Raw genomic sequence first — 15,193 nt, 5'->3', positions numbered from 1 at the left:
TGGATCGTTCTCGCAATGGAGGAGACATGACCGCTGCACGCCCCTGGCCGCTCGGAGTCCACGGGATCGCCTACGGCGGGGACTACAACCCCGAGCAGTGGCCCCGAGAAGTCCGCCTCGAGGACATCGAGCTGATGCGCGAGGCGGGCGTGAGTCTGCTCAGCGTCGCGATCTTCTCCTGGGCCATGCTCGAGCCGCGTGAGGGCGAGTACGACTTCGAGTGGCTCGACGAGGTCATGGGCAACCTCGCCGATGCCGGGATCAAGGTCGCCCTTGCCACCGCGACCGCCTCCCCGCCGCCGTGGCTCACCCGGAAGCACCCAGAGATACTCCCGGTCACCGAGGACGGCACCGTGCTCGGCCAGGGAGGCCGGCAGGCCTACGCCGTCTCCTCGCCCCGATTCCGCGAGTACGCGCTGCGGATGACCCGCGTGATGGCCGAGCGCTATCAGGAGCATCCCGCGCTCGCGCTCTGGCATGTCGACAACGAGCTGGGCTGCCATGTTCCCCATGACTTCTCCGACCACGCCGCCGTGGCCTTCCGCCGCTGGCTCGAGGCGCGCTACCAGAGCATCGAAGCGCTGAACCACGCCTGGGGCACCGCCTTCTGGTCCCAGCGCTACGACTCCTTCGAGGAGATCCTGCCGCCGCGCGCCGCCCCCACCTACGCCAACCCCAGCCAGCAGCTCGACTTCGCCCGCTACTCGAGCGATGAGCTGCTGACCCATTACCGGGCGCTGCGCGACGTGCTGCGCGAGGTCACCCCGCACGTCCCCGCCACCACGAACTTCATGCTCTCGAGCGCCACGAAGTGGATTGACTACTTCTCCTGGGCGGGGGACGTGGACGTGGTCGCCAACGACCACTACCTGATCGCCGCCGACCCGCGCAGTCAGATCGAGCTGGCCTTCGCCGCGGACCTCTCCCGCGGCGTCGCCGGCGGCGACCCGTGGATCGTCATGGAGCACTCCACCTCCGCGGTCAACTGGCAGCCCCGCAACCGCACCAAGGGCCGCGGGGAGATGCTGCGCAACTCCCTCTCGCACGTCGCCCGCGGGGCCGACGGGGTGATGTTCTTCCAATGGCGCCAGTCCCGGGCCGGCGCCGAGAAATTCCACTCGGCGATGGTGCCCCACGGCGGGCGCGACACCGACGTGTGGCGCGGCACCGTGGCGCTGGGCCGGGCGCTGCGATCCCTGGCCCCGGTGCATGGCAGCCGCGTGCTGAACCGGGTGGCGCTGGTGATGGACTACCCCTCCTGGTGGGCCAGCGAGCTGGACTCCCACCCCACCCAGGCCCTGCGCTACAGCGAGGAGATGCTGCGCTGGTACACCGCGCTGTGGGACCTCGGCATCGGCGTGGACATCGTCCCCACCAGCGCAGATCTGACCGGCTATGAGCTGGTGATCGCCCCGACGCTCTACACGGTCAGCGCGCCAGAGGCAGAGCGCCTGGCCGCGGCCGCCCGCGCCGGAGCGCAGGTGGTCATCACCTTCTTCTCCGGGATCGTGGACGAGAACGAGCACATCCACCTCGGCGGATATCCGGGCGCCTTCCGGGATCTGCTCGGTGTGCGCACCGAGGAGTTCTACGCGCTGCAGGAGGGAGAGATCCTGCATCTGGATGACGGCACCGCGGCGGACCTGTGGAGCGAGAAGACGCACCTCGAGGGCGCCGAGGCGATGCGCTCCTGGGCCGACGGGCCGCTGCACGGCTGGCCCGCGATCACCCGCAACGTCGTGGGGGAGGAGGGCGGCGCCGCCTGGTACGTCGCCGCGCGGCCCTCGGCCGAGGGGCTCGAGGCCCTGGTGGAGGAGATCGCCGGTGCCGCGGGCGTGGAGCCGGCGGTGCCCGGCCTGCACCGCGACGTCGAGGCGGTGCGCCGCTTCGCCGAGGACGGCACCACCTACCTCTTCGTGCTCAACCACTCCGATCGGGACCAGGTGGTGCAGGTCGACGGCCGCGAGCTGCTCACGGGCACCGAGGCGGTCGGCGCCCACACCGTGCCCGCCGGCGCGGTGGCAGTGATCCGGGAGAGCTGAGCGGCGGGGCCTGGCACGTGCCCTGCGTCCCGCCGCCCTGCCCCGCCCCTCTTCCGTCCACCGTTGCGCAGTGGGCGCTCTCAAGCCCCAGAACACCAACTATGCAACGGTCGGCCCGGGACCGCCGACTATGCGACGGTCGGCCCGAGGCGCGTGATGCCACGGGCCGGCCCGGCGTGCGCGATGAAGGTCCCGGCTGAGTCGCGCGTGATGCCGCGGCACACACCGCCCCGTTGCCGTGGACTTCCCGCGCTCAGCTCCGCCTGACACACTTGTGCAATACGTTTCACACGAGAGGACTCTCGACGATGACCGCCCTGCTCCAGCCCACCCCCAACGGCTTCCTGCGCGCCGGGGAGCCGCACCTGGTGATCTCCGGTGCGCTCCACTACTTCCGCATCCATCCCGAGCAGTGGCGCGACCGGCTGCGCCGCCTGGTCGTGATGGGCTGCAACACGGTGGAGACCTACGTGGCCTGGAACGTGCACCAGCCGGCCCGCGAGACCACCACCTTCGAGGGCTTCGCGGACCTCGGCCGTTTCCTCGACATCGCCGCCGAGGAGGGGTTGGACGCGATCGTGCGCCCCGGTCCCTACATCTGCGCCGAATGGGAGAACGGGGGCTTCCCCGGCTGGATCCTCGCCGACCGCAACCTGCGCCTGCGCAACCGCAATGCCCCCTACCTGCAGCTGGTCGACGCCTGGTTCGACGAGCTGATCCCGGTGATCGCCGAGCGCCAGGCCGCCCGCGGCGGGAACGTGGTGATGGTGCAGGTGGAGAACGAGTACGGCAGCTTCGGTGACGACAAGGCATACCTCGCGCACCTGCGCGACGGGCTCCTCGAGCGCGGCATCGAGGAGCTGCTGGTGACCTCCGACGGGCCGGCACGGATGTGGCTGACGGGCGGCACCGTCGACGGGGCGCTCGGCACCGTCAACTTCGGCTCCCGCACCCTGGAGGTGCTGGCGATGGCCGAGCGGGAGCTGCCCGCTCAGCCCCAGATGTGCATGGAGTTCTGGAACGGCTGGTTCGACCACTGGGGCGAGGAGCACCACGAGCGCACCGGCGGCGACGCCGCCGGCGAGCTCGCCGACATGCTCGAGCACGGCATGAGCGTGAACTTCTACATGGCCCACGGCGGCACCAACTTCGGCCTGCAGGCCGGCGCCAACCACGACGGCACCCTGCAGCCCACCACCACCAGCTACGACTACGACGCCCCGATCGCCGAGAACGGCGCGCTGACCGACAAGTTCCGCGCCTTCCGCGAGGTCATCGCCGCCCATCGCGAGCTGCCCTCGCTCGAGGAGCACCTTGCGCAGCTCGGCCTCGCCGAGAAGCCCGCCACCCTCCCTTCGGGTGCGCTTGCGATCGAGAAAGTCGCCTCCCTGCGCGGCACCGACCGCTTCACGCGCACGGCCGGGGTGCACCCGATGCCGCCCGCCTTCGAGGACCTCGGCCTCGAGCGAGGCGTGCTGCGCCTCTCGCGAGAGATCGAGATCCAGGCGATCGAGCGCGACGGTCGCCGCGAGATCTCCCCGCTGAAGCTCTACGACCTGCACGACCGCGCGTGGGTGTATGTCGACGGGTTCTACCTCGGCGCGACCGGCGTGGTCGGCAACGAGGAGCACGAGATCGATCCGGCCACCGTCGAACTGACCCCCTTCGTGGAACGTCTGCTGCCGGATGGCGGTCACCGCACCGTGCGCGTCGAGATCCTGGTCGAGAATTTGGGCCGCGTGAACTTCGGCCCGAAGCTCGGAGAGCGCAAGGGCATCCTCGGCGGCGTCTGGCAGAGCATCCGCTTCCTCAACGGCTGGGAGGCCGACGCGTGGCCGCTCGAGGACATGGGGGAGGAGCTGGCCGCGCTGCTCGAGGCCGCCCCCGCGCTCGCCGACGGGGCCGACGCAGCAGCTCCCGATGTCGCAGCATCCGATCCGATTGCGCCCGACGCCGATGCGCTGCCGGTGCTGGTGGGAGCATCCTTCGAGACAGAGAGCCCTGCGGATACCTTCCTCGACGTCTCCGACGCCGGCCACGGGGTGGCCTATGTGAACGGTTTCTGCGTGGGCCGCTACTGGAACATCGGCCCGCAGCTGACCCTCTACGTCCCCGCGCCGCTGGTGCGCGAGGGTCGCAACGAGGTGCTGCTGCTGGACCTCGAGAAGCAGCCCGTACAGCTCGCGCTCGCCGCGGAGCACGTGTTCGGGCGCACCGACCGCTGAGAGCGCGGGGAACGTGTTCCCCTTGACAGGGTGACGCAGATCGTAAATGCTTTCACACCATGTGTACATCAGTTCACCACGGAGGAGCACTGCGCTCCGGCTGCGAAGCTGTGACGATGAAGCAGTGCTGTCCCGGCTCCTCGTGAAAGTGGTCCCCTCATGAACGACCTCCGCATCGGCGTCATCGGCTTCGGCTCGCGCCATACCGTCGCCCTGCACGCCCATCAGCCGGGAGAGGGCTCGGCGATCACCGTCGTGGCCGATCCGAGCGAGCGCGGAAAAGCGAACGCGCGCGAGGCGCTCGGCGAGGACATCCCGACCGTGGACTCCGTCGAGCAGCTGCTGGCCGACCATGAGGTCGACGCGGTCATGATCCTGACCCCGGACTTCGCGCACGCCTCGGTCGCGCTGACCACCCTTGATGCTGGGATCCCCACCTTCTGCGAGAAGCCGATGGCGATCAGTGTCGAGGACACCGACGCGATGCTCGCGCTCGCGAAGGAGAAGCGGGCCCGGCTGTACATCGGCCACAACATGCGCCATATGCCGGTGGTGCGGCAGATGAAGGCGATCGTCGATTCGGGCCGGATCGGCCGGGTGCGCGCGATCTGGTGCCGCCACTTCGTGGGCGCCGGCGGCGACTTCTACTTCAAGGACTGGCACGCCGAGCGCGCGAAGTCGATGAGCCTGCTGCTGCAGAAGGGCGCCCATGACATCGACGTGATCCATTGGCTGGCCGGCGGCTACACACGCCGGGTCTCCGGCATCGGTGACCTCGCCGTCTACGGGGACGTCACCGATCGGCGCGACAACTCCGACCGGCTGATGCGCGATTGGTACGACGCCGACATCTGGCCTCCCACCGCTCAGAAGGAGCTCAATCCCGTCATCGACGTCGAGGACATCTCGATGCTGAACATGACGCTGGACAACGGCGTGCTCGCTTCCTACCAGCAGTGCCATTTCACCCCGGACTACTTCCGCAATTACACGGTGATCGGGGACGCGGGTCGGATCGAGAACATGGGCGACGACAGCGGGGACCAGATCCACCTCTGGGAGTCGCGCCGCTCGGGCCCCGGCCGGCCCGACGCCGTCGAGGTGATCGCCCGGGCCGACGGCGGCCACGGGGGTGCGGATCCCAGCCTGGTCGCCGAATTCCTGCGCTTCGCCCGTTCCGGCGGAACCACCGAGGTCTCCGCCGTCGCCGCGCGCGAAGCAGTGGCCACCGGCGTCTACGGCGCGGAGTCCATCCGCAGCGGCGGGGTGCCGCTGGACGTGCCGCCGGTCCCGCAGGAGCTGCGCGATTACTTCGACGACGGGCAGGTCTGAGGCCTCACCGTCGCCTCCCGTGTCGCCCGGGCCGTCCGCAGGCGGTCGCGCGGGCGGTCGTGGCGGCGCCGCAGCTCGCAGCATCGCGCTCAGACACCAGCCCGTCGCCCACGGCATCGATGCCGCGCAAGGAGCCCCGATGACAAGGAGCCCCGATGACCAGCGCCATCCCCACCTCTCGCGATGGCTGAGCGGCTCGCGCCGCGGCGGGCGAGCGTGCTCAGGCCGTAGCGGGGTGGGCGGTGACGACCTTGCCCCCGTAGCGGCGGCGGAAGCGCTCGATGCGGCCGGCGGTGTCGACCACACCGCTGCGTCCGGTCCAGAACGGGTGCGAGGCCGCCGAGACCTCGACGTCGATGACCGGGTACTCACGTCCGTCCTCCCAGGTCACGGTCCGCTCGGACGTGCGAGTCGAGTTCGTGAGGAAGGCGGTGTCTGCGCTCCGGTCACGGAAGATGACGGGGCGGTAGTCGGGGTGGATGTTCTTCTGCATGAGGATCTCCTCCGTTGATGACTGAAAGTTCAACGGAGTGGCAGGGCTGAGTATTCCCGCGCCGGAGAAGATTTGTCGGACGGGCCATCACGAGGCGGGAATGGTGCCGCTCAGCGGATCGCGCCGTACGCCGTGAGGGCCGCGTCGATGTCGACCGTCGCCACCGCCCCGGCGTGGACCGGCCAGGATGCTGCGACATAGCCATCCGGCCGCACCAGGTAGAGGTGGTCCCTCTGCAGCCGTCCGAGCGGATCCGGAGGGAAGGGGAGAGGTCCCTCGATCCAGCCGGGAGCGGCGGCGGGCCGGTCCGCACCGCACCCGTAGGTGTGCAGCTGCCAGGCCATCGCGCGCAGAGCCGCCGCATTCGCCTCCGTCGGCGGCAGCCGCAGACCGACGGCCCGGTCGCGCGCCCAGCGCGGCGTCGCCTGCCCCTTCGGCACTGGGTGATACCGGATCCGATACTGCCCGAGCAGCCCCGCAGCGTACGGGCCGAACGAGGTGCGCAGCAGCCGTGGTGCGAGCACCGCGAGCACATCCCGGCCCCGTCGGCGCAGGAGAGCACTGCGCCGGCCCGGCCGGGCGATCGCCCCGAAGGCGCGATCCGTCGCCCGGATCAGGGTGAGGGCCACCGGCCGGCGCTCGTCCTGGTAGCGGTCCAGCGCCGCGTGGTCGAGATGCCCGTCGGCGACCTCCGCCAGCAGGTTCGCCAGGTGATGAGCGTCCTGCAGACCGGTGTTCATGCCCTGACCACCCACGGGGGAGTGCACATGGGCCGCGTCGCCGGCGAGGAACACGGGACCGGCGCGGAAGGTCGAGGCGACCCGGTGATGGACCCGGTAGGCCGAGAACCAGTCGACCCGTTCGTAGCGGATGCCGAGGTCCTCCCAGGCGCCGGCCAGAGCCTGCTCCTGGTCGGGTTCGGCGTCGCCATGCAGCCAGATCAGCCGGGCGTGGCCGTGTGGTCCCAGCGGGAAGAGCAGCGCGAAGCGCTCCTGGCCGAAGCGCACCGACAGTGCATCGGACGGAGCACCTTCGACCCCGTGCAGATCGGCGACGCAGAAGGTCGCATCGTCCGTCACCCCGTCGAAGCCGAGTCCCAGCTGGTGACGCACCGGGGAGCTCGCGCCGTCGGCCCCGATCAGCCACCGGGCGCGGATCCGCAGCGGGCCGTCCGGGCCCTCGACGAGCGCCTGGACCCTGTCGTCACCGCCCGCAGGCTGCACCTCGAACGAGACGAGCCCGTGCCCGAACAGCACCGGCCGGCCCTCTGCGGCGAGCGTCTCGCCCAGCAGCGTCTCGGTGCGGTTCTGCTCGAACATCTGGGCGCCGGGGAAGGGTGTCCAGCCCTGCTGCTGGGTGGCGAATTCGATCCCGGCAGCGGCGCGCCCGCCGCGCAGGCGGACGCCGAGGGCGCTCTGGCCACTCTCCAGCACGGTCCGGGCAAGTCCCAGCTGGTCGAGGATCTCCATGCTGCGGGCCTGGATCACGATCGCCCGAGACTCCCGGGTGGGGCCCGGTTTCGGGTCGATGACCAGCGCAGAGACATTCCGTCGGGCGAGGACCAGTCCCGCCATCAGGCCGGTGGGTCCGGCGCCGACGACCAGCACTTCGGTCTCTCGCAGCGGTGGTTCCTGCGTTCTCATCACAGCGGCACCTCGTCTCGCGGCGGCCCGCGGCGGGCCCTGGCTCCACGGTAGACCCGGGCTGCGGCGCGCGCTATGCGCGTGATGTGGAGCGCTCATGCCGGGCCGGCCGGTCCGCGACTCGTGCCGGGCCGGCGGGTCGGTGCGCAGGGGTCGGCGCGGCCGACCCCGCCCGGCTCAGGCCGCGGCGCCGGCCAGCTCCCGCTGGGGGTGACGTGCCTGCTGGCGCGCCAGGTGCGCCGCGGAGGACACGTCCACCTCCACGACGGGGTAGACGTTGCCGTCCTCCCAGGTGGTGGTGTGCTCCGAGGTGCGGGTGGAGCGGGTGAGATAGCGCAGGCCCGCGCTCTGGTCGCGGAAGACGACGAGATGCGACTGTGGGGACTGCCTGTGGTGCTCGTGATTCTTGGTCGTGAACTGCATGGGAACTGCTCCTTCGGAGTCGGCCCTGGGCCGACGGATGTCTGGGTCCGGCGGAACGCCGGGGTGCGCATGCTGCGCGGGGTGCGAGGTGTCCGCTGGGGCGGATGGTCGCTGGCCGGGCTCCGCTGGGGCGGGGCCGAGGCCGGTGGCGCGCACCGGTCGCGATGCTCCACGGGAGGCCGCCGAGTCGGCGGGATGGAGGCGGCGCGAGGGCGCAGGCCCTGCGAGGCGGGCTCGGGATGCGCTGCCGTCATGGCAGTGCGCGAGCCGCGGGATTCGCAATGGTCGAGCAGGCGGATTCCACGCCCAGGTGGCGGGTTTCTCCGCCTGGTGACGACACATCGTCAGTCCGATTCGTGGGCTCGACCACCCATGAACTCGTCGGACGATATCAGGGATCAACCGAGAAGCCCAGGGTTTTATTCCCAGGGCCGACGGGATCACCTGTGGTGCCGGGGCTCGGGCCCGTCGACCAGCAGAACGGCCCGGACGTGCGTGTCGCCACGACACATCCGGACCGCCGTGCGGAGCGGGTCAGGAAGGTGAGGCCGGCGCTGCGGGGCGCCGTGGTCACCAGCTGGATTTCGTGATGCCGGGCAGCTCGCCGCGGTGCGCCATCTCGCGGAAGCGCACCCGGGAGACCCCTAGGAGCCGTGGCCCTGCGCTATGAGGTCCACGAGAACGCCTCCGCCCTGCGGCGGCCCCTCGTCGCGGCCGACGGTGTGATCGAGGACGAGCTGGCCCACCTCGAGGGTCAGGGGACCTCGTCGTCCCGGTGCCCCTTCCGTGCCTCGGGGTCCACGATCATCAGCACATCCACCGGGCCGCCCTCGGCGCCGAAGGCGTGGGGCAGCATCGTGTCGAACTCGGCGGACTGGTTCGTGTCGACCCGGTAGCGGCGTTCGCCGAGCAGCAGGGTGAGGGTCCCCGAGAGCACCACCAGCCACTCGTGTCCGGGGTGGGCGCGCAGGCGATCCGGCGCTGGCGGCGGGCCGGTGACGCGCCGGCGCAGGATCACCGAGTCCGGGGCGTGGCGGATCCGCCAGCGCAGGGCGTCCTGCCCGTGATCCGTGCTCGGATGGGAGACCACCTCCTGGTTCTGCATCTCCACCAGCTCGTCGAGGCCGGTGTCCAGCGCGCGGGCGAGGGTGACCAGCTGATCGAGCGCGAGGCGGCGCTGACCGTTCTCGATCCGGGAGAGGGTGGAGGGGCTGAGGTGGGCGCGCTCGGCGAGGTCGCCGAGCGAGAGGCCCTGGGCGTGGCGCAGGGCACGCAGCCGCTGGCGCACCAGGCCATCCACACCCTCGGAAGTTTGCGTCATGGGCAAGATGCTATGCATAAGGGGCAAGGCGTGTCTAGCGTGGCAGCCATGAACACCACAGATGCCTCCCAGTTCCAGGACCTGCCCGCCGACCTCGTGGATGTCGCCGTGATCGGTGGCGGCGCCGCCGGTCTCAACGGCGCGCTGATGCTCGCCCGCTCCCGCCGCAACGTCGTCGTGATCGATTCCGGCACTCCTCGCAACGCCCCCGCCGAGGGAATCCACGGCCTGCTCGGCAATGAGGGCACCCCGCCCGCGGAGTACCTGGCGCGCGGCCGCGCCGAGGTGCGCCGGTACGGCGGCGTGATCGTCGCCGGGGAGGTCGCCTCCACTCGCGCCGCCGCCCCGGCGGTCGACGGGGACCTCCGCTTCGAGATCGTCCTCGCCGACGGCCGCCTGCTCACCGCCCGTCGACTCCTGATCGCGACCGGAACCCGCGACGAGCTGCCCGAGATCCCGGGGCTCGCCGCCCACTGGGGCCGCAGTCTCGTGCACTGCCCCTTCTGTCACGGCTGGGAGGTGCGCGACCAGGCCATCGGCGTCCTCGCCACCCGCCCCATGTCCCTCCATCAGGCCGTGATGTTCCGTGCCCTCAGCGAGGACATCACGGTCTTCGCCGCCGAGGGGGTCGAGATCGACGCCGAGACCCGTGAGCGCTTCGAGGCGCTGGGCATCGCTGTCATCGAGAGCCCGGTCGAGGAGATCGTCGCGGACGCCGAGGGCCGCCTCGTCGGGGTGCGGCTCGTCGGCGGAGAACTGGTTCCGCGCACCGTGCTGACCACCGCGACCGTGCTGAGCCCGCGCCTCGACGGGCTCGAGGACCTCGGGCTCACCCTCGAGGAGATGCCCGCCGGGATGGGGCAGAAGATCGCCGCCGGCAACGCGGGTGCCACCGAGGTGCCCGGAGTGTGGGTCGCCGGCAATGCCGCAGACCCTGCCGCCCAGGTCGGGGCGTCCGCGGCGGGCGGCGCGCTCGCCGGTGGGCACATCCACGGGATGCTCGTGATGGCCGACGCCGACGCGGCGATCGCCGCGCACCGGGCGCGCCGCGCCGCCTGAGCCCGCCGCGTCCAGTGGAGCGCGACCGGGGGTGCAGGGCCGGCAGCGGTACCTTCCGTCGGCTTCGGGAGCGCATGACGTGCGCACTCGCGGCTCCGGGCAGTCGAGGGGTTCCGACGGTCGGATAGGGTGCTGTGCCTGGACCCAGCGATGCCGCAGCCGGGTGCCGGAGCCGGACCGGGGACGAGGGAAGCCCAGCCCCCGCGCGGATCGTCGACGACAAGGACTCCCATGCCACGCGCCCTCGCCCCTGGACAGCGCTCACGGATCCACGTGCTCGACGTGGAGACGGGGGAGGACCAGATCCTCCACGAGTCCGAGGCAGTGCTGTACGAGGCACCGAACTGGACCCTGGACGGCGCCGCGCTGATCCTCAACGGCGACGGCCACCTGTTCCGCCTGGACCTGGACGGGGACGGGGACCTGCACGTCGGCGGGGACCTGGACCGCCCGGACCGGACCGGCGGTGCGCCGCAGCGGATCCCGCTCGACGGCATGGCGCCTCTGAACAATGACCACGTGCTCGATCCCGACGGGGAGCACGTGTTCGTCTCCGCCGACGACAGCCACATCCACCGAGCCCTGCTCACCGGTGGCCCCGCCGAGCAAGTCACCCTCGGGGACGGGCTCCTGCACTACCTCCATGGCGTCAGCCCGGACGGTGCCACGCTCGCCTACACCGGCGTCCAGCGGCGCTCCGACGGGTCCTGGGTGCCCCCGAACCTGTTCACGATGCGCGCTGAGGGCGGCGAGAGCACCCAGCTCACCGAGGACGAGTTCCCCGACGACGGCCCGGAGTACTCCCCGGACGGGGCCTGGATCTACTTCAACTCCGAGCGGTCCCGCACCGTGGCCGGGCACGCCCAGCTCTTCCGCATGCGACCCGACGGCACCGGGATGGAGCAGCTCACCGATGATGAGCGCGTGAACTGGTTCCCGCACCTCTCTCCGGACGGTGCCCGCCTCGCCTACGTCAGCTTCCCGCCCGGCACCGAAGGGCACCCGGCGGATCGCGAGGTGATCCTGCGCCTGGGCGCAGCCGACGGCACCGGCATCCGCGATCTGGCCGCCGTGTTCGGTGGGCAGGGCACCATGAACGTGAACAGCTGGGCGCCGGACTCCCGCCGGCTCGCCTACGTGGACTATCCGCTGCAGAGCTGATCCCGGAGCGGTCGACCGCCACGGCGCCGGACCGGGCGCTGGGCTCCTGACGGGTCGGCCCGGACCTCTAGGTCGAACCGACTGCTCGTCAGTCGCCCGCAGCGTCCGTCCACGGGCGCTGCGGAGGGACGGCATCGATGCGGTCCCGCCGGATCCCGCCCGGACCGCGCACGACGTTCGAGGCCAGCGGGATCTGGTGCGAGGCGCTCTCGAGGATGTGCATGAGATAGCCGGCGGTGTTCGGCAGCGCCACCACGTCGCCGATCGCCACTCCGCCCGGGAAGCGCAGGCGCCGCCGCAGGATCAGCTCGGCCTCGATGCAGTAGGCGCCCACGAGGAAGGCGTCCACCGGGGCCGACGCCTCCCCGCCGGTCCTCACCAGGATCGGGTCGACGAGGAAGTCCTCGGAGGTGGAACGGCACTGGGTGCGGTTCATCTCCAGGCCGATCAGGGGGATCCCGTCGCTGGTCGTGGTGCGCTGGACGGTGCGGGCGAGGGTCATCCCGCAGCCGTCGAGCATCGACCGGCCGGGCTCGCAGCGCAGCTCCAGCTCCCGCTCCTGCAGCGCGTCGGCGGCGCGGACCCCGGGCTGGACCTCCGCTCCGAGGAGGGTGCGCAGCCACTGACCGCGCACCACCTGCTGGTGGTAGGGATAGACCTGCCGCAGCGGCTCCCCGCGCCAGGTCAGAGAATCCGTCGGATCGTCGCTCTGGTGGTCGTGGGCCTCCCAGAACGCTGCCCACTGCTCGGCATCATCGAGGTAGGACATGGGGATCCCGCCGCCGATGTCGATGAAGCTCGCGGGGTGGCCGCTCGACCGCAGGGCGTCGACCAGGCCGAGGGCCTCGCCGAGGGCATGAGCTCGGGCGAGGGGGTCGTAGCCGTGCAGGTGGAAGTGGATCCCCTGGATCTGCAGTCCGTCGCGGGAGCCCTCCCGGGATCCGGCCCAGCTCTGCCAGCTGGAGGCGGATTCGCCGAAGCGGGTGGGGCCCACGACGTCGCTCGGCGTCGGCGCGAGACGCAGCGCGACGGGCCGCGGCGGGTCGAGCGGCTCGCGGGCGATCTCCGCGTAGACGGCGGCGGCCTCGTCGAGGTTGTCGAGCACGAGCATCGCTCCGGAATCCAGCGCGAGGCGCAGCAGCGGGGCCGGCTTGATGGCGGCGGTGACGACCACGTCGTCGGCGGGCACGCCGAGATCGAGGACCTGGGAGAGCTCGCGATGGCTGCCCACGTCGAGTCCCAGCCCGGCCGCGTGCGCGGCGCGGACCAGCCCGAGCGTCTTGTTGGCCTTGCGGGCCACGAAGATCCTCAGGGCGACGCCCTCGGAGTCGGCCACGGCGGTCAGCTCGTCCGCGTTGCGCGTGAGCGCGCCGAAGTCGTGCACGTTCAGCGGGCTGCCGTGCTCCTCGAGCAGCGCCGCGCACGCCGTGGGGTCGGCGAGCAGCTCCCGCATCCACGGCTCGAGCCGTGCCGACAGGGACGGGATGCCCCGGCACCCCGTGCGCAGGCCGTCCCCCTCAGACACGGCATCGTCCGTGCCGAGGCCCTCTGTGCGCGCTGTCGTCGTCATTCCCTGCGCTCTCCCTGCTCTCTCAGTGCGTTCCGGCGGCGGACCTCGCCGCCGGGTCGTCTGCAGTGGATTCTCCCGGAGAACGGCCCTCGGCCGCGCCGTCGCCCATCCTCCCTGCGGCGAGGCCCCCGGCAGGTCCATTCATGGAGCGCCCGACGGAGCGGTCGATCGCGCGTCCGACGGGATCCCTCAGGGTGTGTGCGAGTCGAGCGGCCCAGTGCTCGATCTCGCTGTGCAGGTGCCGGTTGAGGGTGTCGTGGCCGATCACGTGGTCCTCCGTCGGGCGGCCGAGCAGCGCGAGTCCTTCCGCACGGCTCCCGTCGGCCCGGCGCGCCGTGGCGTCGGGATCGATGATCGCCCCGCGTCGTCCTGGGCGGACGCTCACCAGACCCGACCGGAGCAGGTGCTCCGTGAGCTCGTCGGCGATCCCGACGACCCCGGGCGGGGACAGCACCGCGTCGACCACGAGGTCTGCGGCCCCGGCACCCTGCGGGATCCCCTGGAGACCGCGGGCATCGATCGCAGTGCCTGCCTCGAGCCAGGACAGGTCCACCGCGCCGGAATCGAGCATGGCCAGCAGTTTGCGGGCATTGACCAGCGGCGGCCCGAAGGCGAATCTCTCCATCACCTGGGCGGTGCGACGAAAGGCGTCCCACTCGGCCACCGTCATGTCGCTGCCGCGGAGACCGGCGGTGATCAGCGGGTAGAGCGCGGACCAGGTGCGGCCCAGCGCCCAGGCGGGGCCCGGCGCACGGGCACCCTCCGCCACGGCCACGCTGCGGCGCAGGGCCCGCTCGGCCCGACCCGGGCCGGAGGGAAGGTCGGGCTCGGCACCGGTGGCGAGGGTGTGCTCGACCGCGCGGTACCGCTCGGCGGCGGAGACTCCCGTTCCCCGGAGCATGGCGGTCGCGGCATCGAGGACCACATCGAGCACCACATCCCGGGCGATCTCCCCCTGGGAGCTGGTCGCGGCCCGGAGACGCCGCTTCCCGTCCTCGATCGCAGCGGCGCCGACGGGAGGCAGCGGCGTGCCGGGATCGGGTTTCGCGTCCAGCAGCAGGCCGTGGCGCGCGGTCGGGAGGATCGTGGCCGGCTCCTCCGCTCCCCGGACGTGGACGACCGTCCTCTCGCGACGGGGATCCGGGTCGAACCTGCCGCCCCGCCCTTCGGTGAGGGCGAGCGCGGCGTCGAGGAAGGTCAGCGCCGCGCCTCGGACCGCCACCCGGGCCCCGGGAGGGATCTGCTCGGGACCGAGCATGGCCTCCACCGGGAGCACGGCAGGTCGGAGGGGGAGCGGGCCGCCCCATGACCTGGCGAGCGCGCCATGGTGGCGGGCCGCATGGCCGGTCGCCAGGAGCACCTCGTCGAACCGATCGAGCAGGGTGGATGCCATCTCCCGGGGCGCCGCGCCGTCGGCCGTGGCGGGCTGCTCGATCCCGACCCCCCACCGTCCACCACGGGGCTCCACCGAGACGACCCGGCAGCGGAGGTGGCGCAGGGTGCCGACGCGGGACAGCGAGTCCTCCATCCATGCCCACCGCTGCGTGAGATAGGCGCCGACGACGGCACGCGGCGGATACGGATCCTCGGCGAGCCCGGGGTGCTCCCGGCGCACCCAGGAGGGGAACGACGTCCCCGTCCCGGTGGCGGGTTCATCGAGGATCCCCGCGGTGACGTTCAGGCGGAGGTAGGGCGGCTGGTCGAGGGCATAGGCGGCGCCGGTCCCGGGAGGCCCGGCGGGGTCCAGCACCGTCACGTCCACGACGGCGGCGCCGGCCGTCCGGGTGCTGACGGCCCCGGCGCCGGCGGCGAGGTCTGCGGTGAGGCGCGCCGCGAGCGCTTCGAGGGCGAACAGCGCCTTCGGTCCCGCTCCCACCACGGCCAGCCGTCGCCCGGGACCGGTCGCGTCGGCGCCGGTCACGGG

11 protein-coding genes and 1 pseudogene are annotated in these 15,193 nt (G+C 71.8%); 5 read left to right on the top strand and 7 right to left on the bottom strand.

Features of this window, described 5'->3' with window-relative positions; all coding sequences use genetic code 11:
* Positions 1 to 26 precede the first annotated feature (26 nt).
* From Q0937_RS12690 to Q0937_RS12680, 3 genes are all read left to right on the top strand, one after another.
* Positions 27 to 2,042, top strand: a complete 2,016-nt coding sequence (locus tag Q0937_RS12690; protein WP_299304171.1) for a beta-galactosidase — start codon at positions 27 to 29, stop codon at positions 2,040 to 2,042.
* A gap of 308 nt (positions 2,043 to 2,350) precedes the next feature.
* Entirely contained in the window at positions 2,351 to 4,267 is a 1,917-nt protein-coding gene (locus tag Q0937_RS12685) for a beta-galactosidase family protein (RefSeq protein ID WP_299304169.1), read from the top strand.
* A gap of 159 nt (positions 4,268 to 4,426) precedes the next feature.
* A complete protein-coding gene (locus tag Q0937_RS12680) occupies positions 4,427 to 5,599 on the top strand; it encodes a Gfo/Idh/MocA family protein (protein WP_299304167.1) in 1,173 nt (390 codons plus the stop codon).
* A gap of 220 nt (positions 5,600 to 5,819) precedes the next feature.
* Here the strand turns inward: Q0937_RS12680 and Q0937_RS12675 are convergent, their stop codons facing one another.
* The 5 genes and pseudogenes from Q0937_RS12675 to Q0937_RS12655 form a co-directional block, all read right to left on the bottom strand.
* The gene (locus Q0937_RS12675; RefSeq protein WP_299304165.1) at positions 5,820 to 6,092 is read right to left on the bottom strand and encodes a type B 50S ribosomal protein L31; all 273 of its coding nucleotides are present in this window, start codon (positions 6,090 to 6,092) and stop codon (positions 5,820 to 5,822) included.
* A 110-nt stretch (positions 6,093 to 6,202) separates the two neighbouring features.
* The gene (locus Q0937_RS12670) at positions 6,203 to 7,735 is read right to left on the bottom strand and encodes an FAD-dependent monooxygenase (protein ID WP_299304163.1); all 1,533 of its coding nucleotides are present in this window, start codon (positions 7,733 to 7,735) and stop codon (positions 6,203 to 6,205) included.
* A 177-nt stretch (positions 7,736 to 7,912) separates the two neighbouring features.
* The gene (locus Q0937_RS12665; protein ID WP_299304161.1) at positions 7,913 to 8,158 is read right to left on the bottom strand and encodes a 50S ribosomal protein L31; all 246 of its coding nucleotides are present in this window, start codon (positions 8,156 to 8,158) and stop codon (positions 7,913 to 7,915) included.
* A gap of 570 nt (positions 8,159 to 8,728) precedes the next feature.
* A pseudogene (locus tag Q0937_RS12660) lies at positions 8,729 to 8,878 on the bottom strand (uS14 family ribosomal protein); the annotation flags it as partial.
* 34 nt (positions 8,879 to 8,912) lie between these two features.
* Positions 8,913 to 9,479 (bottom strand): helix-turn-helix domain-containing protein, encoded by a 567-nt coding sequence (locus tag Q0937_RS12655; protein WP_299304159.1) that lies wholly within the window; start codon positions 9,477 to 9,479, stop codon positions 8,913 to 8,915.
* Between the two features lie 48 nt (positions 9,480 to 9,527).
* Here Q0937_RS12655 and Q0937_RS12650 point away from each other — a divergent pair, with 48 nt between their 5' ends.
* Together Q0937_RS12650 and Q0937_RS12645 are read left to right on the top strand one after the other, a co-directional pair.
* Positions 9,528 to 10,538, top strand: coding sequence for an NAD(P)/FAD-dependent oxidoreductase (locus tag Q0937_RS12650; protein ID WP_299304157.1), 1,011 nt, complete (start codon positions 9,528 to 9,530; stop codon positions 10,536 to 10,538).
* Between the two features lie 231 nt (positions 10,539 to 10,769).
* Complete coding sequence (locus tag Q0937_RS12645) at positions 10,770 to 11,699, top strand: biopolymer transporter Tol (RefSeq protein WP_299304155.1); 930 nt, start codon at positions 10,770 to 10,772, stop codon at positions 11,697 to 11,699.
* A gap of 88 nt (positions 11,700 to 11,787) precedes the next feature.
* Here Q0937_RS12645 and Q0937_RS12640 read toward each other — a convergent pair whose 3' ends face one another.
* Both Q0937_RS12640 and Q0937_RS12635 read right to left on the bottom strand, forming a co-directional pair.
* Positions 11,788 to 13,269: a Y4yA family PLP-dependent enzyme gene (locus Q0937_RS12640; protein ID WP_299304153.1), complete on the bottom strand. Its 1,482-nt coding sequence runs from the start codon at positions 13,267 to 13,269 to the stop codon at positions 11,788 to 11,790.
* 22 nt (positions 13,270 to 13,291) lie between these two features.
* Positions 13,292 to 15,190: an FAD/NAD(P)-binding protein gene (locus Q0937_RS12635; protein WP_299304151.1), complete on the bottom strand. Its 1,899-nt coding sequence runs from the start codon at positions 15,188 to 15,190 to the stop codon at positions 13,292 to 13,294.
* Between the last annotated feature and the right edge of the window lie 3 nt (positions 15,191 to 15,193).

The sequence above is a fragment of the uncultured Brachybacterium sp. genome (assembly GCF_947500705.1).
In the GTDB taxonomy this organism is placed as follows: Bacteria; Actinomycetota; Actinomycetes; order Actinomycetales; family Dermabacteraceae; genus Brachybacterium.
This window is presented reverse-complemented; position numbering and strand designations above follow the sequence as displayed.

What these genes read in the sequence shown, in the direction of transcription:
- Q0937_RS12670 (WP_299304163.1), bottom strand. Translation starts at nt 7,735, where the DNA reads ATGAGAACGCAGGAACCACCGCTGCGAGAGACCGAAGTGCTGGTCGTC.
- Q0937_RS12675 (WP_299304165.1), bottom strand. Translation starts at nt 6,092, where the DNA reads ATGCAGAAGAACATCCACCCCGACTACCGCCCCGTCATCTTCCGTGAC.
- Q0937_RS12650 (WP_299304157.1), top strand. Translation starts at nt 9,528, where the DNA reads ATGAACACCACAGATGCCTCCCAGTTCCAGGACCTGCCCGCCGACCTC.
- Q0937_RS12685 (WP_299304169.1), top strand. Translation starts at nt 2,351, where the DNA reads ATGACCGCCCTGCTCCAGCCCACCCCCAACGGCTTCCTGCGCGCCGGG.
- Q0937_RS12690 (WP_299304171.1), top strand. Translation starts at nt 27, where the DNA reads ATGACCGCTGCACGCCCCTGGCCGCTCGGAGTCCACGGGATCGCCTAC.
- Q0937_RS12645 (WP_299304155.1), top strand. Translation starts at nt 10,770, where the DNA reads ATGCCACGCGCCCTCGCCCCTGGACAGCGCTCACGGATCCACGTGCTC.
- Q0937_RS12665 (WP_299304161.1), bottom strand. Translation starts at nt 8,158, where the DNA reads ATGCAGTTCACGACCAAGAATCACGAGCACCACAGGCAGTCCCCACAG.
- Q0937_RS12655 (WP_299304159.1), bottom strand. Translation starts at nt 9,479, where the DNA reads ATGACGCAAACTTCCGAGGGTGTGGATGGCCTGGTGCGCCAGCGGCTG.
- Q0937_RS12680 (WP_299304167.1), top strand. Translation starts at nt 4,427, where the DNA reads ATGAACGACCTCCGCATCGGCGTCATCGGCTTCGGCTCGCGCCATACC.
- Q0937_RS12640 (WP_299304153.1), bottom strand. Translation starts at nt 13,269, where the DNA reads ATGACGACGACAGCGCGCACAGAGGGCCTCGGCACGGACGATGCCGTG.